We start from the raw sequence: 24,143 nt of genomic DNA on the forward strand, positions 1-24,143 counted from the left end.
CCAGCATTGTGTATTTCAGCTACTCAATAATTGGGAAACTTCAGTAGCTTTATATTGTTCTTTTCAGAAGAAAAACCTAATTTCTTTCAACCCACTCATAAAGCTCAGTCATTGCTGGATCACATTTACAACAGCTAGTCCCACATGTAGCTCCCATATCTATCTGTTTTACTTTACCCTTACTAACCCATTTGCTAAGCATACCGCGTAGTGCATCGGCATCAATATCAAAATGATTAGCCATCTCCAGCAATGAAAGTCGGTGTTGCTGTTTAAGATAATCGCGTAACTCGGATAAAATCATGCTACCCCTCGCTTTAACTCTGCCCTGCCAGCTAACCAGAAAGAAAATATTACACTACCAAAAAGCGTCAGTAAGCCAATTATCCAGAAAAGTGACGTTTCCCTATGCTGAGTATAAGTAGCCAATTGATAGAAAATGGTAGCTGTCATATAGGCAATACCTGTTGTCCATGAAACAATAAATATCGTCCATTTAGTCCCGGTTTCTCTTTGAATTGCAGCAGTTGCCGCAACACAGGGTGCATATAATAAGATAAATAATAAATACGCAAATGCACCGGCCTGGCCATCAAAACGAGCCTGCATTTCACCAAATGTTCCATGACTTATTTCCTGCTCTTCAGCAGCAGATTGCATATTTCCTACATCACCAATATTCAGCCCTAGCGGATCGAGTAAATTATCCGCTACCGCCATTAAATTTTCAGGAATAGTCATTACCGCATTTAATAGGCTTTGCTGAAAATCAAAGACTGTTTCTTCCTGTTCTGCGCCGTCTAAAGCAAGCTGACTATATAAAGCATCGAGCGTACCGACCACAGCTTCTTTAGCGAGGATCCCAGTAAAAATACCCACGGTTGCCGGCCAATTATCTTCGCGAATTCCCATAGGCTGAAAAACAGGTACTAGGGTGCGCCCTATTTCACTCAACACAGACTTTTGCGTATTTTCCTTACCAAAAGACCCATCTGTTCCGAGAGAATTTAAAAAATTAAGCACCAGAACCATCGGCACTATGACTTTACCCGCATTAACCAAAAATGTTTTTAAGCGATCCCAGGTGCGAATAACAATACTTTGCAGGGTTGGTAAATGATAATTAGGCAACTCCATAATAAAAGGCATAGATTCACCTTTAAACAAGGTATGACGCATAATTAATCCAGTAAAAACCGCAACCAGAATACCGAAGACATATAAGCCAAATACCAGATTCTGCCCACCCACAGGAAAAAAAGCGGCTGCAAATAAGGCATACACAGGTAAACGAGCCCCGCAAGACATAAAGGGATTCATAATATTGGTCAATATTCGATCACGCTGACTTTCCAGTGTCCGAGTAGCCATAATCGCAGGTACATTACAGCCAAAACCAACAATCATCGGCACAAAAGACTTACCGGGTAAGCCGATCATGCCCATAAAACGATCAACAACAAACGCTGCCCGCGCCATATACCCAGAATCTTCCAGTAAAGATAAAACTAAAAACAGGAAGCCGATAATTGGAATAAAAGTAGCAACAACCTGCACTCCTCCACCCGCACCATTAGCTAATAAAACCACCAGCCATTCAGGTAAAGACAAGGCACTTAATAAGATGGAGAAACCATCAACAAAAATTGCACCCGCGACTTGATCAAAAAAATCGATAAAGGCACTACCAATATTAATAGTGATCATAAACATCAAATACATCACTAATAGAAAAATGGGGATACCTAAATAACGGTTTAATACCCATTTATCAATTTTATTAGTCATCCCTCGACTCACTTCATGTATTTTATTAACACACAGATGAGTAACTTGATTAACAAAGCCATAACGAGCATCAGCGGCTAAAATATCCACTTCATCGTCTGTTGCATTTTCAATTGCCTGCTCCAGAACTTCTGCCTGATGTGCGCATTCACTACCGGATATTTTCTTAGCCAGAGTATCTCTTTCCAGCAATCGTATGGCTAACCAGCGTAGGTTACATTTATGCTCAATGGCTTGTTGTTGCAAAGAAACAGATAAAGTAGTGATTGCCTTTTCTATTTCAGGAGGATATTCAATATCTAAATGAGAAATAGACTGTTCTACTACCGCAAGACTAACACGGTCTTTTAGTTCTTTAATACCCTGTCGTGTTGATGCAGAAATTGCGATAACTGGACTAGCTAATTGTTCAGCTAATTTCTCAATATCTATCTGTAACCCACGTCGCGCAACCACATCCATCATATTGAGCACAACAATCATCGGCACACGCATTTCAATTAACTGGGAAGTTAAATACAAATTACGTTCAATATTGGAAGCATCCAGAATATTAATGATTAAATCGGCTTCTTTAGCTGCGACAAAATCCCTTGCAACACGTTCATCTAGAGAAATTTCACTATCAGATTCTAAAGAATAGGTACCTGGTAAATCCACGACTTCAACCAGCTTTCCGTCATATGTATACTCGCCAGTTTTCTTTTCTACAGTCACGCCAGGCCAGTTACCAACGTGCTGCCGCGCCCCCGTTAAAACATTAAAAAGAGTCGTTTTCCCACAATTAGGATTACCAACAACTGCCACTGTATAATCAATCTGCATTAGACTTTCTCTATACTCAATATATCGGCTTCATTTTTACGTAACGTTAAGGAAAACCCTCTTAACGCAATTTCCACCGGATCACCTAAAGGTGCAAACCGAACAATAGAAAATTCAGTTCCCGGGGTCAAGCCCATTGCTAATAAACGTTTTCTGTATGCCCTACCTTGCTTACTAAAACCAGTTACTCGCCCTTTGTCACCTATGGCTAAGTCTTTTAGGCTCAATATTCTCATATCCATTTATCTTCTCCTTTATAAGAGCCAATATTTATCTAATTAATAATCATTCTCATTAATATAGCATATACCCCCCCAAAACACCCTTCTTTTCTGCATTAAAATTAATTAAATTACGACATTCCAATAAACATTAGAAACAACAACCTAACTTCTTTCCTACGGGATTTTCTACTTCTTATTATTCCTTTATAATATCTTTTACAGTTTTATGACTGCTATGGGCATGATTAAAAATAAAGAGTTACTTGTAGACCGGACTGTAAACCGCTATTTTCAATAGGTGTGCGGACTGAAGTCCGCTCTACAGAAATTAATCCATCTAATCAATATCGCTGGACTATTCGATTCATGTTGACACTTCTTGACCCTAGCCAGGCTGACCAAGCCTTCCCGCATATTTCACTTGCACTGAGTGAACCAGATGGCTTACTTGCTGTTGGAGGCTGCTTATCAACACAGCGTATTATTAACGCATACCGCCAGGGAATATTTCCCTGGTATAGCAATGAAGATCCAATATTATGGTGGTCACCTGACCCAAGGCTGGTAATTTTTCCAGATAAATTACATATTTCTAAAAGCTTGCAAAAAACTTTGCGCAAACAACACTTTCAAATTAGTTTTGATACGGCTTTTTTCCGTGTCATACAAGCCTGTGCAGCACCAAGATCTAATGAGGCAGGAACCTGGCTAACCCCTGAAATGCAATCTGCCTATATCCGACTACATCAAGAAGGCCACGCACATTCAGTAGAATGTGCCTGGCATGACAATAAGCTAGTCGGCGGTTTATATGGTATCGCAGTTGGACAGGTATTTTTTGGAGAATCCATGTTTCATCGCAAAACCGATGCTTCAAAAGTTGCCTTCATCAGTCTGGTTCAGCAACTCTCCCACTGGAGTTATCACCTAATAGACTGTCAGGTACATACTGAACATCTAGTTAGCCTGGGAGCAGAGGAAGTAACACGATCTAACTTTTCCTCATTACTGCAACAATATTATCAACGTAAACCTATCTCCACAGCCTGGCAAATATAATTTCCATCCCCTTATACCTTGATAATCCACATAAATGCAGCTATTTAGACGATCTTAGTGCACAATTTGCCTATATACACCCAGATTTCTCTCTTAATACCGACTTTTATTCCCAGCTAATTAGCCAAGGGTTTCGACGCAGTGGCGATCATGCCTACAAGCCTTACTGCACTACTTGTAAAAAATGTATTCCAGCACGCTTAGCTGTGCAAGATTTTCATCCATCGCGACAGCAACGTAGAACTTTAAAAAAGAATGCTGATATTGAAATTAATATAAAACCTGCCAAATTTGAACAAGCACACTATGACCTTTATCAGCGCTATCAACTAAGCCGTCATACTGATGGCGGCATGACCAATACAACCGAAGAAAACTATATTAATTTTTTAAGTAGCGACTGGTGTAATACCTTATTTATCGAGTTTTCTTGCAATAATGAATTAGCCGGTCTCGCCGTGGTTGATTTGCTCGATAATGCCTTATCTGCAGTGTATACTTTTTTTGACCCCAGGTTTTCAGCTCGTAGCCTAGGTGTCTATGCCGTACTGTGGCAAATCGATCATGCTAAATCACTCGGTTTAGAATGGCTTTACTTGGGCTACTGGATAGAGAACTGTCAAAAAATGTCCTATAAAATTAACTATCAGCCCTTACAAGGGCTTGTTGATAATCAATGGAGAGCCATCCCTTAAACACTATAACTGTGGGGGCCTGACGGTTATTTCCTCGCTGCACAAGATGCACTGGCACACCTGCTGTCGTGATTCTCGGAAGTCGAGCCATTATTTGCCCTCTGAAATAAATTTTATGGATTATAAGGGTAAGTTTATCACATTTAACTTTACTCTGACCCCAGTTATTACCTATTCAAATACACGGGCAGGCTAATGAATGCCCCTTCGCTTTACACGCCCCAATATAAATTGGAACAGAACGTAACATACCTTGCCAGAGCGGATCTGTCACTCAATGAAATTGTTGACCTTGTTGGCTAGCATACCCCTTGATTTCGACTTCTTGATGGTAGGAAATAAGTCGCTGACAATCAGCCCCAAGTTGCGGTACGCGCTCTAGTCCTTGATCCAATAGCCAACAGATACGGCCATGTTCCTGACGCTTTTCATGATAATACGTCAAGCGATTAAGCATCCGTAATATTTTGTTTTGTAACTGCTCTTGTTTAAATTTAATAGCCGAACCATACCGTTCGTTTGCTAGTTTCATTTAATATCCTGTCACAATTAAGCAAAGATAATAGATGTTACATCGGTGCCAAGAAGCACCATTCACTTAACCAGGAGAATAGTATGAATAACAAGAATATCAAAGCACTATGCCTATCAGTTTTACTGGTCTTGTTTATGGCAACTGCGCAAGCGGAGACGTTTTGTGTTGGAGAGTTCAATCAATTAAGAGTTGAAACCGATCTTATTGTACCGGAGGGCAGCACATGCTGCCATAAACGTTGGCACTATTATATTTGGCAATCTTATAGTAGAAGCAGGCGGGACTTTGGAAGCGGGAATAAGTAGCCTGTATCCACTTACCATATATGGCTCTCTCCGTTCTTACAAAGCCGGTTTTATAAATTTAAGCCGCGCCAAAGTTTTTGGCGATGTCATCCTCGATGGTAACAGCAAGAATGGTATCAGCGGGCGCGGTGTTGGATTGTACGAGCTAACCGTATCTGGAGATATTGAAATATACGGATATGAGATAGCAATAGATGCTCTTAAAGGCATTAATGTTCAAGACTCTTACATCGGCAGAAACTTGATAGTAGAAAGCAACGCAGTTAGAAATATAAATCTGGCCTATAATCAGGTGGGCAAGAACATTATTGTGAAACGCAACGATACTATTGCCTCGATGTGGGTTGAGGGCAACACAGCAGGAAACAGAGTTGTGTGCAAAGGAAACATACCAGTTCCAACTAATAATAAAGCTAATTTTGCTCCCAAAGGGGTAGAGGGTCAATGTGCAGACTTAATTTAGAACATTTTAGTATGCGCTAACACCGGAATTCGATTGACGGCACTTCCTTTGAAGCTACAGATTTGATCTGTGTTGTTCCTTGAATCCTATCCAAAGTAAACGGCGGCCTTCTGGTCGCCGTTGTTGTATTTTGCACACATGACGAAAGAGCGGGGTCCAAATATAACTGGGGTCAGAGTAAAGTTAACTTCCACTCTTAATCTTTCGCCAACATATCGTGGTTGTCAATGTTTTCCTCGGACATATGCGGACGTAAAAAAAAGCCCAAGGCCTTATGGCTCTTGGGCTTTCTTTACTTTTCCGGACATGTCCGGACTTTCTATTGGTGCGATGGCCTGCCTTGAATAGGGCAATATATACCTTATATATCATTAGCTTATAAAATTACATGTATACAGATACCGCCAAGCGTTCAAAGTCACCTGTTTTTTACTACGTCATGATTCAAGAAAACTCATAAGATCATCAATGGAGTCATAAGTGTCTGAATAGCACTTACCAAAAGTTACATCATTAAATGGTTGATGTGTAGAAAAAGATCCATCATCAATACTTCTTGAAATGCTAGTCACTCCAAGAATTGCAGATTTTCTATAAAGGATATAACTCCCATGTTTTATCGTAATCAATTAAATCACTCACAGTACTCAAATTAACAGCGAGAACACAATCTTTTACAAGGTTTGGATAGAATACTGGATCATTACAGATAACATGGAGGTGTTAGGGCCTGTAGGGATAAGTATGGTTCCTTTGCGAAGCACTTGGCTAGTGTTCACCTCAATTGATTAATAACTGAATCAAGTTGGTGTTGAGTGTTGTTATGATGCACCAGTCCATTCACCACATCTTCATTTTTTCCCAGTGTTCGAAATATAGTCTCTGGCTTTATAGGGTAGGAGCTGCCATTGGGGTTTTCCCATTCAGCACAGTGATCATGAGTGTATTTAACAATATCAAAATTTTTCATGTTGCCAAACTCTAATAGAACGCCATCTAATATTTCAAGTTCAGCATCGCTAAGTTCATCAAAACTGTCCCTGTTAACATTTTCCTGCTTTAATGAAACTTCATAATTCTTTTCATCCCTAACCCAGTAATCCCAACCATCAGTAGATGAAAAGCTTGCACCTTTAATTAGGTCATAAGTTTGGGATAAAACGGAGCCCTGTGGCATCGAAACAAAACAATCCCCTGTTAATGACTCTCCCCATTTTAGTAAAGCCGCCCTATCAGCTAAATAGAGTAATTTAAGCAGCTTTATATATGCCATCTGCAAGCCTTTTTTAGAGAGAAAATAGGCTGCCATTTGTGCTGTACGTTCTTCAGAATACATATTTACCCCCATATAACATGAACCTGATCATATGCTTAGTTTTGTTGGTGTGTATTACCATTCAAATAAAATAAAATTGGTATTGCTTCTTCTACTTCTTTCTTTAAATCGTTGAAATGTTCAGTTTCCAGAACCAAACCGGGTATGTCCTTACTTGTGGCAATAAATACATTTACCTCGTCATCATAGATAATATTTATTTCAAATGATTTTGTTGCCATACTATTACCTTAAATAATACTTCCTTGGACTTTATCAGACATTATAACACTTAAAAGTTACCCGCACCCTGAACCCATCAAGCCGTTAGATAGTGATTATTTCTTACTTAGCTGTAATCTATAACAGGGGTCAGAGTAATGTTAACTTCCACTCTTAATCTTTCGCCAACATATCGTGGTTGTCAATGCTTTCCTCGGACATAAGCGGGCATAAAAAAAGCCCAAGGCCTTATGGCTCTTGAGCTTTCTGTACTTTACCGGACTACTCCGGACTTTCTATTGGTGCCGATGGCCGGAGTTGAACCGGCACGACTTGCGTCACCACCCCCTCAAGATGGCGTGTCTACCAATTTCACCACATCGGCTTTTTTGTTATGGAGTGACAACTTCATCAACTACAACGCCAGGAACGCCTTCTTCAGTCACTATAGCTTCTTCAATAACAGCATCTTCAGCAACGATACCTGGTACAGCTTCCTCTATAGCAACTTGAGGTACTTCTGCTTCGACCATAACTGGCTCATCTAGAATTACCTGCTCCCCTTCAATCACCGGTATTTCAGCTTGTAATTGCTCTGCAACAGGGATATCCATAATATCAGCATCACTTCCTGTGTTTCCACTAAGTATAGCCAGACCCAGGCTGGTTGAGAAGAAAACGGCTGCAAGTATTCCTGTTGTTCTTGATAAAAATGAAGCTGAACCTTGAGCGCCAAATACTGTACCAGATGACCCACTACCAAAAGCAGCCCCTGCATCAGCACCCTTTCCGTGCTGTATTAATACTAATCCAATAACGGCTATGCCGACTAATACATGACCTATAATAATAACTTGATACATTTTATTTTTGAAATGAAGAGTAAATCTTTAAAAAAGAGTCCGCACTTAACGAATCTCCACCAACTAAAGCGCCATCGATATCTGGCATTGCAAATAAAGCTTCTGCATTTTGTGGCTTAACACTACCACCATATAAAATCTGAATTTTTTCGGCAATTTGCTGATTCTTTTCAGCTAATAATTGTCGAATAAATAGATGTACTTCTTGTGCCTGTTCTGCAGATGCAGTCAAGCCTGTGCCTATTGCCCATACAGGTTCGTATGCAATAACGGCATTTTTAAAACTGTCGATCCCGGAAAATTCAAGCACTGCATTCAGTTGTTTTGCAACAACCTCAAAAGTGGTGCCGTTTTCTCTTTGCTCTAGCAATTCACCGACAGCAAGCACAGGAATTAAATCTGCATCAATAGCCTGCTGAAATCGCTGCGCAACTGTAGTATCTGTATCCGCATAGTTTGCTCTACGCTCTGAATGCCCGACGATTGCATATTTACAGTTAAAATCTTTAAGCATTACCGCTGCAATTTCACCTGTATAGGCACCTTCCTGGTGCGTCGCAACATTCTGCGCTCCTAATTCTATTGCCGTGTTTGCTAGACGCTGACTAACTTCAGGAATATACAAATACGGCGGACAAACTGCAATATCAGCATCTTCAGAAGGCAAACCTTCAATAAGGCCATCAATAAGATCTTGCGCACTTTGATGATTAATTTTCATCTTCCAGTTGCCGACAACAAGATTTCTACGCATCACAAACTCCAGAATTAAATAAACCGCTTATGATAGCTATTATGACCAAGCATTTCAAGCAGTGATTGCATTCTTAACGTCGTCTACCAGGGAATGCGCATATTTTCTTACTTTCACTTCATCCGCACCTTCAACCATTACTCTTATCAACGACTCTGTTCCAGATGCTCTCAGTAATACTCGCCCTTGATCTCCTAATGCTTTCTCGGCCGTTTTAACTGATTTTTGAATTGCTTCATTACTGGCAAGATCCACTTTTTTACTTACTTTTACATTAAGCAATACTTGTGGGTATTTACTCATCTCGGACTTGAGCTCATAAAGTGACTTTCCGGTTTTATGAATTTCAGCCAATACCTGTAACGCCGCAACTATACCATCCCCAGTCGTGGTTCTATCCAGACAAATAATATGCCCGGAACCTTCGCCGCCTAAAATACTATTATGCTGCTTCATTAGTTCCATCACATAACGATCCCCAACATTAGCACGAAGTAGATCTATATTTAGGCTTTTTAAAGCATGCTCCATGCCTAAATTACTCATTAAAGTACCAACCACCGGGCCTTTTAATGTACCTGCGGATTGACTTGCTTTAGCGATGATGAAAATTAATTCATCGCCATCCACAACTTCGCCTTTATGGTCGACCATAATCAAGCGGTCTCCATCACCATCCAGTGCAATACCTAAATCAGCTCGATACTCTATAACCGCTTCCTGTAGCAGCTCCGGCTTGGTTGCTCCGCAATTTTCATTAATATTTAAACCATCAGGAGACACGGCTACTTCAATAACTTCCGCACCTACTTCGCTAAATACATGTGGTGCAATGTGGTATGTCGATCCATTTGCACAATCAACAACAATTCTAAGTCCATTAAAATCAATACTTGCAGGAATACTTGCTTTACAAAACTCAATATATCGCCCTGATGCATCCGGCAGCCGCTTTGCTTTACCCAACTTATCAGAGGCTACCGTTGTCATGGGTTGATCGAGATAATATTCAATTTTATGCTCTAACTTATCAGCTAATTTTGTCCCTTCTGTGGAAAAGAACTTAATGCCATTATCATAATAAGGGTTATGCGAAGCGCTAATGACAATACCTGCCTGCGCTCGCAGTGTCCGTGTCAGATAAGCAATACCAGGCGTCGGCATTGGGCCTAGTAATTGGGTATTAACACCTGCTGCTGAAAGACCCGCTTCTAATGCTGACTCAAACATATATCCAGAAATCCGGGTATCCTTACCAACTAATACGAATCCCTGCCCCGCTTCGGCAAATACCCTTCCCGTTGCCCAGCCTAATTTTAGAAAAAAATCAGGTGTTATCGGCTGTTTACCAACTGTGCCACGAATACCATCCGTTCCAAAATATTTCTTATTCATCTATCTATATCCTGTTTATCCATAACAAAAAAAGGAGAAGCTTTAAACTTCTCCCTTTTTTATATTTCACGTGATGATACTCTTAAGTATCTTTAATTTTGTTCGGCCGCATTAGCTTTAGGCGTTTCTGTTTCTTTAGCTTCAACAGCATCTTCTACCTTAACTCCTTGATTAGGCGGCTCAGTATCATCCCATCCCTGTGGTTCCCTTACTGGCCGGCGAGCCATCAGGTCTTCGATTTGGTCTTTGTCTATGGTTTCGTACTTCATTAAAGCATCAGACATAGTATGTAGTATGTCTTCATTATCTTTTAAGATTTTTTCTGCACGCTCATAGTTTTTATCAATAATAGAGCGGATCTCTTCATCAATCGTATGCGAGGTCTCATCCGCAACACTCTTATGTTGAGTGACTGAGCGGCCTAAAAATACTTCACCTTCTTCCTCACTATAGGCTAAAGGACCTAGACGTTGAGAGAACCCCCATTTAGTAACCATGTTTCTTGCTAACTCAGTAGCACGTTCTATATCGTTTGAAGCGCCGGTAGAAACTTGCTCCCCGCCAAAAATCTGGGCCTCGGCAATACGCCCACCATATAGACTGGAAATCATGCTATCTAATTTACATTTACTGGCACTGTACTGATCTTTTTCTGGCAAGAACATAGTAACCCCTAGTGCACGACCTCGCGGCATGATGCTCACTTTATAAACCGGGTCATGTTCAGGTACTATTTTACCAACAATAGCATGCCCTGCTTCATGATAGGCAGTCATCTTCTTTTCTTTTGGATCCATTACCATCGAGCGTTTCTCCGCGCCCATAATAAGCTTATCCTTAGCCTTTTCAAGATCAAACATACTGACCATGCGTTTATCCATTCTAGCAGCATATAAAGCGGCCTCGTTAACCAGGTTCGCTAAATCAGCTCCAGAGAACCCCGGCGTTCCTTGCGCAATATATTTGATTTGCACATCATCTGCAGCAGGAACTTTAGCCATATGCACACCCAGAATTCTTTCACGCCCTTTTACATCTGGTAAACTGACCGTTACCTGGCGATCAAAACGTCCAGGGCGTAATAACGCAGCATCTAATACATCAGGTCTATTGGTTGCCGCAATAACAATCACGCCTTCATTGCCTTCAAAACCATCCATTTCAACTAATAGCTGATTCAAGGTTTGTTCTCGCTCATCATTACCACCCCCTAAACCTGCACCACGCTGACGACCTACCGCATCAATCTCATCAATAAAGATAATACATGGTGAATGGCGTTTAGCCTGCTCAAACATATCTCGTACGCGTGATGCACCGACACCGACAAACATTTCCACAAAATCGGAACCAGAAATAGTGAAAAATGGTACTTTGGCCTCACCTGCAATGGCTCTAGCTAATAGCGTTTTACCTGTACCCGGAGGGCCGACCATCAATGCACCACGCGGTATTTTACCGCCCAGTTTTTGATATTTTGCTGGATCTTTAAGAAAATCCACCATTTCTTCGACTTCTTCTTTTGCTTCATCACAACCTGCGACATCGGCAAATGTTACTTTAATCTGATCTTCCTCAAGCATCCTGGCTTTACTTTTACCAAAGCTCATCGGCCCACCTTTACCACCGGCACCGCCTTGCATCTGACGCATAAAAAACACCCAGACTCCAATCAACAAAAGCATGGGGAACCATGAGATAAATATCTGCATCAACATGGATTCTTCAGTAGCTGCCTGAGCTTTAATCTCTACGCCACTCGCTAATAAATCATCAATCAGATGAGGATCATTAGGCGCATAGGAAGTAAATCTCTCACCACTTTGCAACTGACCTTTTATGCCATTTTCATCATCTAAAATAACATTCTGGACTTGCCCTGATTTTACAGCATCAATAAATTGCGAATAGGAAAGTGCTGCATTATTTTGCCCTGTCCGGGAACCAAAATTATTAAATACGGACATCAAAACAACGGCAATGACAACCCACAAAAGTACATTTTTAAACATATCGTTCAATTTTTTCGCCCCTGACCTGAATAACCCTAATCAAAAAATCGTTTGCAAGTGATTATATCAGGGTTATATCCCTCGATTTATCACTATTCATTATGGTTTAGCAAAAATAAACCAGTAATTTACTACAATAAGGGCAGTTATTGCTTTTTAAAGCCCTTAGCCAAAATATAAACTTCATTACTACGCGCTCTGGATGACTTTGGTTTTCTAATCAGAACCTTATCAAATGAACTAGCGACCTGTTTTTTATATTCATCAAAGCCTGTTCCTTGAAAAACCTTAACCAGGAAGGTGCCGCCATCAACTAAAACAGCAACTGCAGTCTCAAGTGCCAGCTCGCATAAATACATGGCACTCGGCTGATCTATAGCTTTATTACCGCTTAAATTAGGTGCCATATCGGACAAAACCACATCAATAGGAGCGCCATCCAGAATTTCATTAAGTTGCTCAAAAACCTTGTCTTCCCTAAAATCACCCTGAATAAAATCTACACCTTCAATGGGCTCTATATCCAGAATATCCAGAGCAATAACCTTTTGTTTTTTACCTACTATGCCACGCACATATTCAGACCAGCCACCAGGCGCTGCCCCAAGATCAACAACATTCATCCCGGTGCGTACTAGCTTATCTTTTTCAATGATTTCAATCAGTTTAAAAGTCGCCCGGGATCTATAACCTAGTTCTTTTGCCTTTTTAACGTACTCATCATTTAGATGCTCTTGCATCCATTGATTACTACTTTTACTTCGCGCCATATATTTAGTGTAAAATTGTATTAATTATCTTTCATTAAGGAAATACTGAGTGAATTCTGAACAACTAAAACAATTGAAAACTCTAGCTCACGAGCTAAACCCCGTGATTATGATAGGCCAAGCCGGCTTAACAGAAGCAGTGCTTAAGGAAATTGAGTTAGCACTTGATACCCATGAACTGATTAAAATTAAAATTCGTGCAGAAAGAGAGCAACGTAAACAGATTCAACAACAAATTTGCACAGAAACCAAGGCTGAACCTATCCAGAGTATTGGGCAAATTATTGTTATTTATCGTAAAAAACCGGAACAAACAAAGAAGAAACAAGCACCACATACCCGAAGAAGAGACGGCACTCGTTAGAATCTCTACTTGTAGGGCGTTGTTTGATCCCGCTATTATAAAACCAGGAAAAAGCGAACTAAAGCAACACCCTACCCCTAATAACTAGTTTGTAGTGTTAAATATATTGAATAGATAAAATTTCATAATCCACGTCGCCACCTGGCGTTTTAACGGTAACGACATCTTCTTCTTCTTTACCAATCAACGCTCTGGCAATAGGTGATTTCACTGAGATACGGCCTGCTTTAATATCTGCTTCATCTTCACCAACAATCTGATAGGTCACTTTTTTCTCAGATTCTAAATCTTCAATTTCAACTGTCGCACCAAAAATAACTTTACCTTTAGCATCTATTGTTCTGACATCTATAACTTGCGCATTAGACAATTTCGCTTCAATTTCATTAATACGCCCTTCACTAAAGCTTTGCTGCTCGCGCGCCGCATGATATTCTGCATTTTCTTTTAAATCACCATGCGCTCTCGCCGTTGCAATCGCTTCGACAATACGTGGTCGAGTTACGGTTTTCAACTCTTCCAACTCAGCATGTAACTTATCTGCTCCCGCAACAGTAAGAGGTATCTTATCCATCTAAAAACTCCAGACTTTCAAATCTTATATTTAATCAATTAAAAAACAACGCCTCATTTAAAGCGGGCATTGCCATACCAGTAAAATTAGGCTATCTATCAATGCATTAAGAACGAGCTCAGACCACAGCCTAAAAAAGCACATCTTTAATCAGCAAATAAAAACAACAAAGGCTGACATAAGCCAGCCCTTCCGTTTTCTCGATTAATAAACCCTAATGTAAATCCTGCAAACAATTAACATCACCCGCATCAAGTTCACCCAATGCGTAACAAGCTGCTTTTGCACCTGCCATGGTTGTGTAATATGTCACATGGTGCTGCAATGCTTCTCTACGCATAGTAAATGAATCTGCTACCGCTTTAACACCCTCAGTGGTATTAATAATTAGTTGTACCTGATCATTTTTAATCATATCAACTGTATTAGGACGGCCTTCATTTACTTTACAAACCACTTCACAATCGATTCCAGCATCCTCAAGTACTTTTGCAGTTCCTCGTGTTGCAACAATTTCATAGCTCTTTGCAATTAGCATTTGCGCTATTTCAACCACTTTAGGTTTATCTGCTTCACGAATACTAATCAGCACTTTACCACTGTGGCTCAAATCCACACCAGATGCCCGTTGTGATTTTGCAAAGGCTTCACCAAAGGTTTTCCCTACCCCCATCACTTCCCCAGTGGACTTCATTTCAGGGCCTAACAATGGATCCACGCCAGGAAACTTAACAAAAGGAAAAACAGCTTCTTTGACTGAAAAATATTCTGGAATACGTTCTTCTGTAATACCCTGCTCTTTTAATGACTTTCCTGCCATACACAGCGCAGCAATTTTTGCTAAAGGATAGCCAGTGGCCTTAGAAACAAAAGGTGCTGTCCGTGACGCTCTTGGATTTACTTCTAAGACGTAAATAGTTTCACCTTGAATTGCAAACTGGGTATTCATCAATCCTCTTACCCCCAGCGCTTCGGCCATTTGTGCCACTTGAACTCTTAATTCATCTTGTAAATGTTCCGCTAAATCGTAAGGAGGAATCGAACAAGCTGAATCACCAGAATGCACTCCTGCTTGCTCAACATGCTGCATTAAGCCCCCAATTAATAAGGTTTCCCCATCATAAATCGCGTCTACATCCATTTCAATTGCATCGTCGAGAAAACGGTCCAGAAGCACCGGCGAATCATTGGAAACACTAATCGCTTCTTTCATATAGCGCTGCAAAGCGTCTTCGTTATAAACGATTTCCATACCACGCCCACCTAATACATAGGAAGGACGTACGACCAAAGGAAAACCTAACTCTTTTGCAACACTCAACGCTTGCTCTAAAGATGAAGCTACTCCATTAGGAGGTTGTTTCAGGTTTAATTTATTTATTAATTTCTGAAAACGCTCCCTATCCTCTGCCAGATCAATAGCATCAGGTGAAGTTCCTATAATAGGTGCGCCAGCCTCTTCTAATGCACGCGCTAATTTCAACGGAGTTTGTCCTCCATATTGCACAATAACGCCTTTAGGTTTTTCCAGTTGAATAATTTCCAGCACATCTTCCAGAGTTAAAGATTCAAAGTACAAACGATCAGAAGTATCGAAATCAGTAGATACTGTTTCAGGATTACAGTTCACCATAATCGTCTCATAACCTTCTTCACGCAGAGCTAAGGCAGCATGTACACAACAATAGTCAAACTCGATACCTTGTCCGATACGATTCGGCCCACCACCTAAAATAATAATCTTCTCTTTATCAGAAACTCGTGCTTCACATTCCTGCTCATAAGTCGAATATAAGTAGGCAGTATCAGAAGAGAACTCAGCGGCACAGGAGTCTATACGTTTATAGACAGGGCGTATATCTAATTTATGCCTGGTCTTGCGAATATCTGACTCTTTAGTCTCCAGTAACTTTGCTAAACGCGCATCAGAAAAACCTTTTTGTTTTAAGCGGAATAACTGTTCACCGTTTATGGTTGCCAGGGTTTTACTCATTAAAGACTTTTCCGTTAAGACTAAATCTTCAACTTGCGCTAAAAACCATGGATCAATTTTGCTCGCCTCATGCACATCATCAAATGACATGCCACTGCGAAATGCATCGGCAACATACCATAGACGCTCAGGTCCTGGATGACGCATTTCCCGTTGCATAATATCTTCTGCATCAGATTGGGATAAATCAACAATTTCATCTAGACCATCAACACCAATTTCCAGACCTCGCAAGGTTTTCTGTAAAGATTCTTGAAAAGTACGCCCAATAGCCATTACCTCACCGACTGATTTCATCTGTGTGGTTAATCTATCGTCCGCCTGTGGGAATTTTTCAAAAGTGAAACGCGGTACTTTAGTGACTACATAATCTATCGTTGGCTCAAATGAAGCAGGAGTTGCACCACCTGTAATCTCATTTTTTAATTCATCCAGCGTAAACCCGACAGCTAGCTTAGCTGCTACTTTAGCAATAGGAAAGCCCGTTGCTTTAGAGGCTAAAGCGGAAGAACGTGACACTCGTGGATTCATTTCAATAACCACCATCCGCCCATCAGCCGGATTAATAGCTACCTGTACATTAGAGCCACCAGTATCAACACCAATTTCACGTAGCACTGCTAAAGAAACATTACGTAAAATCTGGTATTCTTTATCAGTTAAAGTCTGTGCAGGCGCAACGGTAATGGAATCCCCTGTATGCACCCCCATTGGGTCAAAGTTTTCAATGGAGCAGATAATAATACAATTATCTTTACTATCACGTACCACTTCCATTTCATATTCTTTCCAGCCTAAGACTGATTCTTCGACTAACAGCTCATTGGTTGGCGATAAATATAAACCACGCTCACAGATTTCAATAAATTCTTCTTTATTATAGGCAATACCACCGCCACTACCACCCATGGTAAACGAGGGGCGAATAACAGTTGGGTAACCGACGTCTGCCTGCGCAACAAAAGCCTCTTCCATAGTATGTGCTGTTTTAGATCGAGCCACTTCAAAGCCAAGTCTGCCCATTGCCTGGTTAAATAAATCTCTATCTTCCGCCATATTAATGGCTTCTTTAGTTGCACCAATCATTTCCACGCCATATTTTTCTAATACGCCATGTTTATCTAGGTCCAAAGCACAATTTAATGCTGTCTGCCCACCCATCGTCGGCAATACTGCATCAGGCTTTTCTTTTTCTATAATCTTTTCAACTGTTTGCCAATCGATCGGCTCAATATAAATCGCATCGGCCATCTCCGGGTCGGTCATAATCGTTGCCGGATTAGAGTTAACCAGAATAATTCGGTAACCTTCTTCCCGTAAAGCTTTACAAGCCTGCGTACCTGAATAATCAAACTCACAGGCTTGACCAATCACAATAGGGCCCGCGCCTAATAATAAGATGGATTTTATGTCGGTTCTTTTTGGCATCGTCGTTGTGTCTCTTATTAGTTAGCGTTGTTCATCATTTCAATAAAGTCATCAAATAATGACTCGACATCATGCGGGCCTGGGCTTGCTTCAGGGTGCCCCTGAAAGCTCATTGCCGGAATATCAGTACGCGCAATGCCTTGCAAGCTGCCATCGAATAAAGAGTGATAGGTCGCCGTTAAATTATCAGGCAATGTTTTTTCATCTACCGCAAAACCATGATTCTGACTACTAATCATTACCCGACCTGTCGCTTTTTCTTGTACCGGATGATTGGCACCGTGATGGCCAAATTTCATTTTTTCTGTTTTAGCACCGCAGGCCAAAGCTAATAACTGATGTCCTAAGCAGATACCAAACACCGGTATTTTTTTCTCTAAAATTTCCTGTATTGCTTCAATAGCATACACACAAGGTTCTGGATCACCTGGACCATTAGATAGAAAAACACCATCTGGATTCATTGCCAAAACATCTGCCGCGGAAGTCATTGCAGGAACAACGGTTACCCGACAGCCACGGTTAGCTAATAAACGTAAGATATTACGTTTAACACCAAAATCATATACAACCACATGTTTAGTGAAACTTTCAACCTGAGTATAGCCTTGTTGTAAATCCCAGGTATTTTCCGTCCACTGATAAGATTCTTTAACCGTAACCTGCTTTGCTAAATCCATTCCCTTTAAACCTGAAAATGCATCTATCGCTTTTTTTGCTAGCGCCTCATCAACGCTTTCACCCGCCATAATACATCCACGCTGCGCACCTTTATCGCGTAATAAGCGTGTTAATTGACGGGTATCAATACCTGCGATAGCAACTACATTATTATCCTGTAAATAGTCAGATAACCCTTTCTCAGAACGAAAGTTACTGGCAAGCATTGGCAAATCACGAATAACCAGGCCGCTGGCAAACACAGCCGCCGATTCATTATCCTCATTATTCGTTCCAACATTGCCTATATGTGGATATGTTAAGGTTATGATCTGTTTCGCATAAGAGGGATCACTAAGGATTTCCTGATATCCGGTTAAAGATGTATTAAACACTACTTCACCGGCTGAACAGCCATCCGCGCCAATCGACACACCTTTAAATACTGTTCCATCTTCCAACATTAATAATGCGGGTTTGTTCAATGTAGCCACCTTAAATGTACAAAACGGGAAGAACCTTGCGACCCTTCCCGTTATAGAATTAATACGCTCTTTAACAGCGTTATTCGAATAGTAATCGAATTATTAGGATGATTTTACTGAATTATCAAGGTGCGGTCATTAAGATTTTAATTTTATTATTTACAAACCCTACTTCACTTGCATTAATGCACTGTCAACGAATATTTTATATAAGATATTGTTTCAGCGCATGTTCAATAAAAGTCAGAAATTTATCATACCCATCATCGAAAAATTTGATAAAACACAAACCTATCTGACATTTTTCTTGTGCTACTCTACGCGTATAAACAACTCGACATCTGGAATGAATACCTTCTTTTTGACCATGTTCGTTGTCTAGTTATCACTTAACATCTACTTCAACCGGCTTTCCTTCACCAACAAAAAACCCCTTACGGCGTAAACTTATTACGCTCTTCAATGCTACACATCTATCTCTTCCATTATTCATCCTCCAAATCAATGCGCATGGATAAATCCACCGCTTGCACGTTTTTTGTTAATGCACCAATAGAAATATAATCTACCCCGGTTTCAGCAATTTCCCTGATATTACTTAATAGAATATTACCTGAAGCTTCCAGAGCGCATCGGCCTGCAACCTTTTTTACAGCAACCTGTAACTGGGAAACAGAAAAATTATCCAGCATAATTCTGTCTGGCTGAGCTGCTAGTGCCTGGTCTAGCTCAGACATTGATTCGACTTCGACCTCGAGTAATATATTACTCATTTTTCTGGCCTGGGCGACTGCCTGCGCAATAGATCCGGCAGCAATAATATGATTTTCTTTAATTAAAATGCCATCATACAAACCAACACGGTGATTATGGCAGCCCCCGCAAGCAACCGCATACTTTTGAGCATCACGTAAGCCTGGTATGGTTTTGCGAGTATCTAGAACTTTACAACCTGTTCCTGCAACCCTATTTGCATAAATACGGGCTTGTGTAGAGATTGCCGAGAGAGTTTGCAATAAATTCAGTGCAGTGCGCTCACCTGTCAATAAAGATCGAGCATTACCCTTTAGTGTACAAAGCAGGGTGTTTGCTTCCAGCCATTGTCCTTCATGAACGTGCCACTCTACCTGTATATCAGCATTTAATGCCTTAAAAACCGCATTAAACCAGTCTTGCCCACAGCAGACCATAGCTTCACGAGTAATCACTTTAGCCGTAGCTACTCTGGCTTCATCAATAATTAAGGCAGTAATATCTCCACTGCCAATATCTTCATCAAGAAATGCCTGAACATTAATAGGGTTTGGATAGGTCATCTAGTGTGCAAAGGAGCTTTAGCGATCAACAAACAGTTAAAAAATCACCTGATTACGTACAACTCTCAGCCATAGTAGAATAAAGCTTTAAGCATCCGTAAGTTAAAAATCACGTCATTCCCGAAGTCTACCCAGTCAAGCGTGGGCACAAGCTTTATCGGGAATCTATGCTTAACCTAAGAGATTCCTGCTAACAGCATGCAGGAATGACGACGTATAGCTGAGAGTTATGGGTAATCAGGAAAAATTATGCTAATACAAAGTAAACAAAGGTACGCAGCGCATGATTTGCACAACGCCCCCTTATTTAAAAAATATTATTTCGATTCTTGTTTTTGTAACTGACTAAGTACTGAACTCATTAACTGGGTATCATAATGACGCTTTAAAGTTGAATCTGTCGGGCGAGGCGGCATCGTTGCTTCAGTTTTTGCAACAAGCTGCTGAATATAATGACGCCTTAACACTACATCTTCGGGAGTACTTATTTTTTTGCTTAAAATGACTTCAGTCACTGCATCCTCAGTTACAACTGCCGGAGCTTCATCACACGAATTGTCTTCACTTTGTTGTGTTGCTATATTCTGTAGGTAATGACGGCGTAGGGCTGAATCTTCAGGGAACGGCGTTTCCAGACTAGCCTTTATGCCAGCCAGGTTTTGCAAATAATGCCTTTTTAATGCGGAGTCTTCTGGAATAACGGCAACCGGCTGGCTTGCACTCACTTTTTTCTTGACCGGCTCTCGCGTTACAGCTGTTGCTGGTGTCTTTTCTTCAGACTCTACCGATGAAACTTCAGCGGCTCCATTCTTGCGCAGATAAAACCACGCAGCAATAATAATTACTAAAATTACCCCAATTTCCAACACACATTTCCCCTTCTATTAATATTTTTTTATTATAATACCGAACAAACCACACACTTTTCATTCATCTGTGGCTATTATCTATCACTACATAGAGTAATGAACAAGCATTATTCCATATAATAATGCGGATAGTAATAGAATATTTTAAATACACAGAATTTTTCTCTTAAAGCCATCATTATCAATGATAATCAATAATCACTGGTTAACATCAGCACAAAAAACACCTTCACCAAACTGTGATCATCGAGGAGATAAGCATGATATTTCATTAATTGTCATTCACTGCATTAGCCTACCCGAAGGTCAGTTCGGTACACCTTTTATTGAGCAATTATTTACCAATCAACTTGATGCTCTGGCCCACCCCGGTTTTTCTGAAATTTGCCAGTTACACGTATCCAGTCATATTGTTATTGACCGTAACGGTTTGATTACGCAGTACGTACCTTTCAATAAGCGCGCCTGGCACGCAGGTAAATCTGAATATAAAGGACGCGAAAAATGTAACGACTTTTCCATAGGTATAGAGCTAGAGGGGACAGATTGCAGCCCGTATTCCGAGATTCAATACGTACAACTTGCCTCTTTAATACAGTGCTTAATGCAGACATACCCTAAACTAAGCCTGAATAATATCACCGGTCACAGTGATATTGCTCCACAACGTAAAACTGACCCTGGAAAATATTTTGACTGGAAAAAACTAAGTCAGCTGTTAAAAGCTATAAACTAAAAAACAACTTGCAGAAAATGATGGAAAAGCGCAGCCCATAACATTATAGCTCCGCCATGATTCAAAGCATTGTGCTGTGTCGGATACGCTATCGCTCAGTCCAGGTTATAAGGCTGACTTTCTTCATAAAGCGCTTCTGGTGAAATATCTGCTCCATTTGGCCAGGATATTGACCAACCATCAACAAAAAATTTTTTAAAATAAACTTTATCTTTTAATGGCTCAAATACTTCTCCATTCAGCCATTTGAAGCAATCTGCTATTCTTTTTTCACCATTATCAAAAGTCACTTTGATTTTATAATCAGTCACATATTCTGCATCAATAACTACTGGTAGATACTCCATACTGCCCCCAATTAATTGAGTGGTTCAATTTTATCAATCTGTTTACCCTGAACGGCCTTATCCCAGTTACTCCTCAATTCTTCTGAATGTAAATTAGCCCACTGTTTAATTAATTTTCTAGCCGTTTTTGACTTTATATTTCCTTTTAGCATTTCCCCATTAAAAAATTAAAGAGTCCTCTTTGCCCTTGATATTCAGCATGAAAAGGTGGGGGATTATATTCATTATGAAACATTCTTATAATAATACCGAAGAACATTGATACATAAGGCATAATAACTCTATCTCCTGTATTTTCTTACATTTATTTAGGCTATGTCTGCATTAGCTGTTGGTAAGACTTAAAGGCCAATGATTACTGGCATTTAACTATTACTATGACTCACGTAAAAACAATGACTTAGGTGGTCTCCAACACTTAATGAGTACATAGCCTTTATTTATTAATTATCATCCGATATCCTTGCAAGATTACGCGGCACTTATTCGAACCAGGCAAACTAACGATTTACCCGCCTTATAAACTTATTTATGCTCGCTTTCTAAATAGTCTAAACACATTATCAAAATTTATTTTTGCCTTGCATGTCGTGTCTTCGAATGTATAGATTTCTTTAAAGAAGTCTCCTTGTTTGGAATATTTACCATTTTCTAGTCGATAAAGCTTTGCCTTACAGTCACCTGGATACACGATTATATAGTATGGGACTTTCTCACTTTCGTAGATTGAAAATTTGAATACTTCATCTCGTTTGGCCGAAGATTGATTGACAACTTCTACAATAATTTCGGGTGCTTTTGTGATGTATTGATCATTCGGCTCATCACAGATCAAAACAACATCAGGTTTTAATACGGTATCATTGCCAATTTTCCAGTCTTCTTCACCTAATACCAGACACTTTTCACAATCTCCAATTGAATTCATCAGCTCATTTAATATTTTTCCAGCAATCGCCTGATGATTGATGACTGAGGATGGAGACATTGCCATAGGGATGCCCGCTATTAATTCCCATTTACCCTCCCAGTGAAGGTAATCGGTATAGCTATAATATTCAATTGCTTTTTCGTGCGCCATTCCTTGCCCCATTTAAGTTTTATATTCAATGATTATAAGCCACACGGCACATCGTAGGATGGAAAAGCACAGCGCATTTCGTCATAGCGCCCGCCGTGATACAAAACATCGTACAATATCTTATCGGATTACGCTATCGCTTATTCAACCTACGCATAACAGAGAATTACGCCCTTTCCGAGCCCCCCCCTTAAAGGCCTTCTTTATTAAGCCATTCCTCAGCTGGACCTAAATTAGTTATTTCCCATCCGACAGCTGGTCCATAACCAAATAATACTCCATCTTTAACACCTATGGCATTTTGAGTGGGCGAATACCATCTAGCGTAATATCCTAATAATACTTGGGATACAGGGCCTTTTGGAAGAAGAGGTGAATACTGATTTTCGAGCCGATTAAAAAGTGTATTTATACGGTATTCATCATTACCCAAAAGATCCTGTTTGATTAGTAAAAACAGGGGGTCATAATCCAACGTACTTAACCACTGAGAATCTTTATCAGTATTTTTACAATTCACAGAAAAGAGCTTAAAAGGATAGTTTTCTCCTGTTGCCTCTTGAACATAAGCTTGCCTATTCTCACCAGAACGGAAGCCCGTGTAAAAACTATTATTCAATTTTAAGTCTTCTAGCAATCCATTATCATCGCAAATAAAAGGAGATTTTATCAACCGGTGCTTTGGAGCGTCAGTATAATAAGCCCCATTTAACATCCGGTCATGATGATAGTCACGTAAAAAACGTATTTTGTAACCATTCCTTTCGGTACGTAAAATATTTTTATTTTCGTCTGCGAGGAAAACCCCAAACAGTGCAACCTCATTTTTACTCGGCCATCCTTCTATACTGAAGTTTCCCAATAATTATTTATGGTAAAATTGAAACTATGCTACAACTATATGAAAAAAATAGTCTTTTCATTCGTTTCAAATGCTATTGCCTAAGGGGAATTAAGTAGGGGTTTGCTATAAACATGGCAAAACCACCTAAAATAAACCTCGATACACCAGCATTGTGTATTTCAGCTACTCAATAATTGGGAAACTTCAGTTAACTAGTTACC

Annotated in this window: 26 protein-coding genes and 1 tRNA gene; 5 read left to right on the forward strand and 22 right to left on the reverse strand. The window is 40.1% G+C overall.

From position 1 onward, the window contains the following. Positions 1-76 precede the first annotated feature (76 nt). The 3 genes from CDZ78_RS08720 to CDZ78_RS08730 are packed head-to-tail and all read right to left on the reverse strand — an operon-like array spanning position 77 to position 2,849. A complete protein-coding gene (locus tag CDZ78_RS08720; protein ID WP_087869673.1) occupies positions 77-304 on the reverse strand; it encodes a FeoC-like transcriptional regulator in 228 nt (75 codons plus the stop codon). Continuing rightward, complete coding sequence (feoB, locus tag CDZ78_RS08725; protein ID WP_087869674.1) at positions 301-2,613, reverse strand: Fe(2+) transporter permease subunit FeoB; 2,313 nt, start codon at positions 2,611-2,613, stop codon at positions 301-303. Before feoB ends, CDZ78_RS08720 begins: the two co-directional genes overlap by 4 nt. After that, positions 2,613-2,849, reverse strand: coding sequence for a FeoA family protein (locus CDZ78_RS08730; RefSeq protein ID WP_087869696.1), 237 nt, complete (start codon positions 2,847-2,849; stop codon positions 2,613-2,615). Before CDZ78_RS08730 ends, feoB begins: the two co-directional genes overlap by 1 nt. Positions 2,850-3,203: 354 nt before the next feature. Between CDZ78_RS08730 and aat the strand changes: the two genes are divergently transcribed. After that, the gene (gene aat / locus CDZ78_RS08735) at positions 3,204-3,896 is read left to right on the forward strand and encodes a leucyl/phenylalanyl-tRNA--protein transferase (RefSeq protein ID WP_087869675.1); all 693 of its coding nucleotides are present in this window, start codon (positions 3,204-3,206) and stop codon (positions 3,894-3,896) included. Positions 3,897-3,901: 5 nt separating this feature from the next. Then, the gene (locus CDZ78_RS08740) at positions 3,902-4,591 is read left to right on the forward strand and encodes an arginyltransferase (RefSeq protein WP_307190474.1); all 690 of its coding nucleotides are present in this window, start codon (positions 3,902-3,904) and stop codon (positions 4,589-4,591) included. Positions 4,592-4,865: 274 nt separating this feature from the next. Here CDZ78_RS08740 and CDZ78_RS08745 read toward each other — a convergent pair whose 3' ends face one another. Then, positions 4,866-5,123, reverse strand: a complete 258-nt coding sequence (locus tag CDZ78_RS08745) for a hypothetical protein (RefSeq protein WP_087869677.1) — start codon at positions 5,121-5,123, stop codon at positions 4,866-4,868. Positions 5,124-5,411: 288 nt separating this feature from the next. Here CDZ78_RS08745 and CDZ78_RS08750 point away from each other — a divergent pair, with 288 nt between their 5' ends. After that, entirely contained in the window at positions 5,412-5,894 is a 483-nt protein-coding gene (locus CDZ78_RS08750) for a hypothetical protein (RefSeq protein WP_140413952.1), read from the forward strand. Between the two features lie 775 nt (positions 5,895-6,669). On the opposite strand, the gene CDZ78_RS08755 is transcribed toward CDZ78_RS08750, so the two are convergent. The 8 genes from CDZ78_RS08755 to rlmE form a co-directional block, all read right to left on the reverse strand. Next, positions 6,670-7,230: a Panacea domain-containing protein gene (locus CDZ78_RS08755; protein ID WP_167374227.1), complete on the reverse strand. Its 561-nt coding sequence runs from the start codon at positions 7,228-7,230 to the stop codon at positions 6,670-6,672. Positions 7,231-7,265: 35 nt separating this feature from the next. Beyond that, on the reverse strand, positions 7,266-7,451 hold the full coding sequence (locus tag CDZ78_RS08760) for a DUF1902 domain-containing protein (RefSeq protein ID WP_087869680.1): 186 nt from the start codon (positions 7,449-7,451) through the stop codon (positions 7,266-7,268). 280 nt (positions 7,452-7,731) lie between these two features. Next, positions 7,732-7,816: transfer RNA gene (locus tag CDZ78_RS08765), tRNA-Leu, on the reverse strand. Positions 7,817-7,823: 7 nt separating this feature from the next. Then, a complete protein-coding gene (secG, locus tag CDZ78_RS08770) occupies positions 7,824-8,294 on the reverse strand; it encodes a preprotein translocase subunit SecG (RefSeq protein ID WP_087869681.1) in 471 nt (156 codons plus the stop codon). Between the two features lies 1 nt (position 8,295). After that, the gene (gene tpiA / locus CDZ78_RS08775; RefSeq protein WP_087869682.1) at positions 8,296-9,048 is read right to left on the reverse strand and encodes a triose-phosphate isomerase; all 753 of its coding nucleotides are present in this window, start codon (positions 9,046-9,048) and stop codon (positions 8,296-8,298) included. Between the two features lie 54 nt (positions 9,049-9,102). Continuing rightward, on the reverse strand, positions 9,103-10,443 hold the full coding sequence (glmM, locus tag CDZ78_RS08780) for a phosphoglucosamine mutase (RefSeq protein WP_087869683.1): 1,341 nt from the start codon (positions 10,441-10,443) through the stop codon (positions 9,103-9,105). A 92-nt stretch (positions 10,444-10,535) separates the two neighbouring features. After that, entirely contained in the window at positions 10,536-12,455 is a 1,920-nt protein-coding gene (gene ftsH, locus CDZ78_RS08785; protein ID WP_174664572.1) for an ATP-dependent zinc metalloprotease FtsH, read from the reverse strand. A 146-nt stretch (positions 12,456-12,601) separates the two neighbouring features. Continuing rightward, a complete protein-coding gene (rlmE, locus tag CDZ78_RS08790; protein WP_087869685.1) occupies positions 12,602-13,225 on the reverse strand; it encodes a 23S rRNA (uridine(2552)-2'-O)-methyltransferase RlmE in 624 nt (207 codons plus the stop codon). Positions 13,226-13,274: 49 nt separating this feature from the next. Here rlmE and yhbY point away from each other — a divergent pair, with 49 nt between their 5' ends. Further along, on the forward strand, positions 13,275-13,589 hold the full coding sequence (yhbY, locus tag CDZ78_RS08795) for a ribosome assembly RNA-binding protein YhbY (RefSeq protein WP_087869686.1): 315 nt from the start codon (positions 13,275-13,277) through the stop codon (positions 13,587-13,589). 97 nt (positions 13,590-13,686) lie between these two features. Here yhbY and greA read toward each other — a convergent pair whose 3' ends face one another. The 5 genes from greA to CDZ78_RS08820 form a co-directional block, all read right to left on the reverse strand. Beyond that, complete coding sequence (greA, locus tag CDZ78_RS08800) at positions 13,687-14,163, reverse strand: transcription elongation factor GreA (protein WP_087869687.1); 477 nt, start codon at positions 14,161-14,163, stop codon at positions 13,687-13,689. Positions 14,164-14,377: 214 nt separating this feature from the next. Beyond that, on the reverse strand, positions 14,378-17,584 hold the full coding sequence (gene carB / locus CDZ78_RS08805; protein ID WP_087869688.1) for a carbamoyl-phosphate synthase large subunit: 3,207 nt from the start codon (positions 17,582-17,584) through the stop codon (positions 14,378-14,380). 17 nt (positions 17,585-17,601) lie between these two features. After that, positions 17,602-18,729, reverse strand: a complete 1,128-nt coding sequence (carA, locus tag CDZ78_RS08810; protein WP_087869689.1) for a glutamine-hydrolyzing carbamoyl-phosphate synthase small subunit — start codon at positions 18,727-18,729, stop codon at positions 17,602-17,604. 485 nt (positions 18,730-19,214) lie between these two features. Further along, positions 19,215-20,045 (reverse strand): carboxylating nicotinate-nucleotide diphosphorylase, encoded by an 831-nt coding sequence (gene nadC, locus CDZ78_RS08815; RefSeq protein WP_087869690.1) that lies wholly within the window; start codon positions 20,043-20,045, stop codon positions 19,215-19,217. Positions 20,046-20,362: 317 nt separating this feature from the next. Next, the gene (locus tag CDZ78_RS08820) at positions 20,363-20,914 is read right to left on the reverse strand and encodes a hypothetical protein (protein ID WP_087869691.1); all 552 of its coding nucleotides are present in this window, start codon (positions 20,912-20,914) and stop codon (positions 20,363-20,365) included. A gap of 184 nt (positions 20,915-21,098) precedes the next feature. Here CDZ78_RS08820 and ampD point away from each other — a divergent pair, with 184 nt between their 5' ends. Next, positions 21,099-21,650 carry a 1,6-anhydro-N-acetylmuramyl-L-alanine amidase AmpD gene (gene ampD / locus CDZ78_RS08825; RefSeq protein WP_087869692.1) on the forward strand — a complete coding sequence of 184 codons (552 nt, stop codon included), beginning with the start codon at positions 21,099-21,101 and terminating at the stop codon, positions 21,648-21,650. Between the two features lie 95 nt (positions 21,651-21,745). Here ampD and CDZ78_RS08830 read toward each other — a convergent pair whose 3' ends face one another. The 5 genes from CDZ78_RS08830 to CDZ78_RS08845 all read right to left on the reverse strand — a co-directional run bounded on the left by CDZ78_RS08830 (position 21,746) and on the right by CDZ78_RS08845 (position 23,940). Continuing rightward, positions 21,746-21,997, reverse strand: a complete 252-nt coding sequence (locus CDZ78_RS08830) for a DUF2442 domain-containing protein (protein ID WP_087869693.1) — start codon at positions 21,995-21,997, stop codon at positions 21,746-21,748. 11 nt (positions 21,998-22,008) lie between these two features. Continuing rightward, positions 22,009-22,149 (reverse strand): DUF4160 domain-containing protein, encoded by a 141-nt coding sequence (locus CDZ78_RS24035; protein ID WP_307190472.1) that lies wholly within the window; start codon positions 22,147-22,149, stop codon positions 22,009-22,011. Then, positions 22,143-22,271 carry a DUF4160 domain-containing protein gene (locus tag CDZ78_RS24040; protein ID WP_307190473.1) on the reverse strand — a complete coding sequence of 43 codons (129 nt, stop codon included), beginning with the start codon at positions 22,269-22,271 and terminating at the stop codon, positions 22,143-22,145. The genes CDZ78_RS24035 and CDZ78_RS24040 overlap by 7 nt, the downstream gene beginning before the upstream one ends. A gap of 255 nt (positions 22,272-22,526) precedes the next feature. Next, positions 22,527-23,078, reverse strand: coding sequence for a Uma2 family endonuclease (locus CDZ78_RS08840; protein ID WP_167374228.1), 552 nt, complete (start codon positions 23,076-23,078; stop codon positions 22,527-22,529). Positions 23,079-23,268: 190 nt separating this feature from the next. Next, a complete protein-coding gene (locus CDZ78_RS08845; protein ID WP_087869695.1) occupies positions 23,269-23,940 on the reverse strand; it encodes a hypothetical protein in 672 nt (223 codons plus the stop codon). Between the last annotated feature and the right edge of the window lie 203 nt (positions 23,941-24,143).

Source organism: Bathymodiolus platifrons methanotrophic gill symbiont (genome assembly GCF_002189065.1).
GTDB lineage: Bacteria > Pseudomonadota > Gammaproteobacteria > Methylococcales > Methylomonadaceae > Methyloprofundus.

Bases quoted from the DNA above. Each gene is read 5' to 3' on its own strand.
- CDZ78_RS08720 (WP_087869673.1), bottom strand. From the start codon at position 304: ATGATTTTATCCGAGTTACGCGATTATCTTAAACAGCAACACCGACTT.
- feoB (WP_087869674.1), bottom strand. From the start codon at position 2,613: ATGCAGATTGATTATACAGTGGCAGTTGTTGGTAATCCTAATTGTGGG.
- CDZ78_RS08730 (WP_087869696.1), bottom strand. From the start codon at position 2,849: ATGAGAATATTGAGCCTAAAAGACTTAGCCATAGGTGACAAAGGGCGA.
- aat (WP_087869675.1), top strand. From the start codon at position 3,204: ATGTTGACACTTCTTGACCCTAGCCAGGCTGACCAAGCCTTCCCGCAT.
- CDZ78_RS08745 (WP_087869677.1), bottom strand. From the start codon at position 5,123: ATGAAACTAGCAAACGAACGGTATGGTTCGGCTATTAAATTTAAACAA.
- CDZ78_RS08755 (WP_167374227.1), bottom strand. From the start codon at position 7,230: ATGTATTCTGAAGAACGTACAGCACAAATGGCAGCCTATTTTCTCTCT.
- CDZ78_RS08760 (WP_087869680.1), bottom strand. From the start codon at position 7,451: ATGGCAACAAAATCATTTGAAATAAATATTATCTATGATGACGAGGTA.
- secG (WP_087869681.1), bottom strand. From the start codon at position 8,294: ATGTATCAAGTTATTATTATAGGTCATGTATTAGTCGGCATAGCCGTT.
- tpiA (WP_087869682.1), bottom strand. From the start codon at position 9,048: ATGCGTAGAAATCTTGTTGTCGGCAACTGGAAGATGAAAATTAATCAT.
- glmM (WP_087869683.1), bottom strand. From the start codon at position 10,443: ATGAATAAGAAATATTTTGGAACGGATGGTATTCGTGGCACAGTTGGT.
- ftsH (WP_174664572.1), bottom strand. From the start codon at position 12,455: ATGTTTAAAAATGTACTTTTGTGGGTTGTCATTGCCGTTGTTTTGATG.
- rlmE (WP_087869685.1), bottom strand. From the start codon at position 13,225: ATGGCGCGAAGTAAAAGTAGTAATCAATGGATGCAAGAGCATCTAAAT.
- greA (WP_087869687.1), bottom strand. From the start codon at position 14,163: ATGGATAAGATACCTCTTACTGTTGCGGGAGCAGATAAGTTACATGCT.
- carB (WP_087869688.1), bottom strand. From the start codon at position 17,584: ATGCCAAAAAGAACCGACATAAAATCCATCTTATTATTAGGCGCGGGC.
- nadC (WP_087869690.1), bottom strand. From the start codon at position 20,045: ATGACCTATCCAAACCCTATTAATGTTCAGGCATTTCTTGATGAAGAT.
- ampD (WP_087869692.1), top strand. From the start codon at position 21,099: ATGATAATCAATAATCACTGGTTAACATCAGCACAAAAAACACCTTCA.
- CDZ78_RS08830 (WP_087869693.1), bottom strand. From the start codon at position 21,997: ATGGAGTATCTACCAGTAGTTATTGATGCAGAATATGTGACTGATTAT.
- CDZ78_RS24035 (WP_307190472.1), bottom strand. From the start codon at position 22,149: ATGCTAAAAGGAAATATAAAGTCAAAAACGGCTAGAAAATTAATTAAA.
- CDZ78_RS24040 (WP_307190473.1), bottom strand. From the start codon at position 22,271: ATGCCTTATGTATCAATGTTCTTCGGTATTATTATAAGAATGTTTCAT.
- CDZ78_RS08840 (WP_167374228.1), bottom strand. From the start codon at position 23,078: ATGGCGCACGAAAAAGCAATTGAATATTATAGCTATACCGATTACCTT.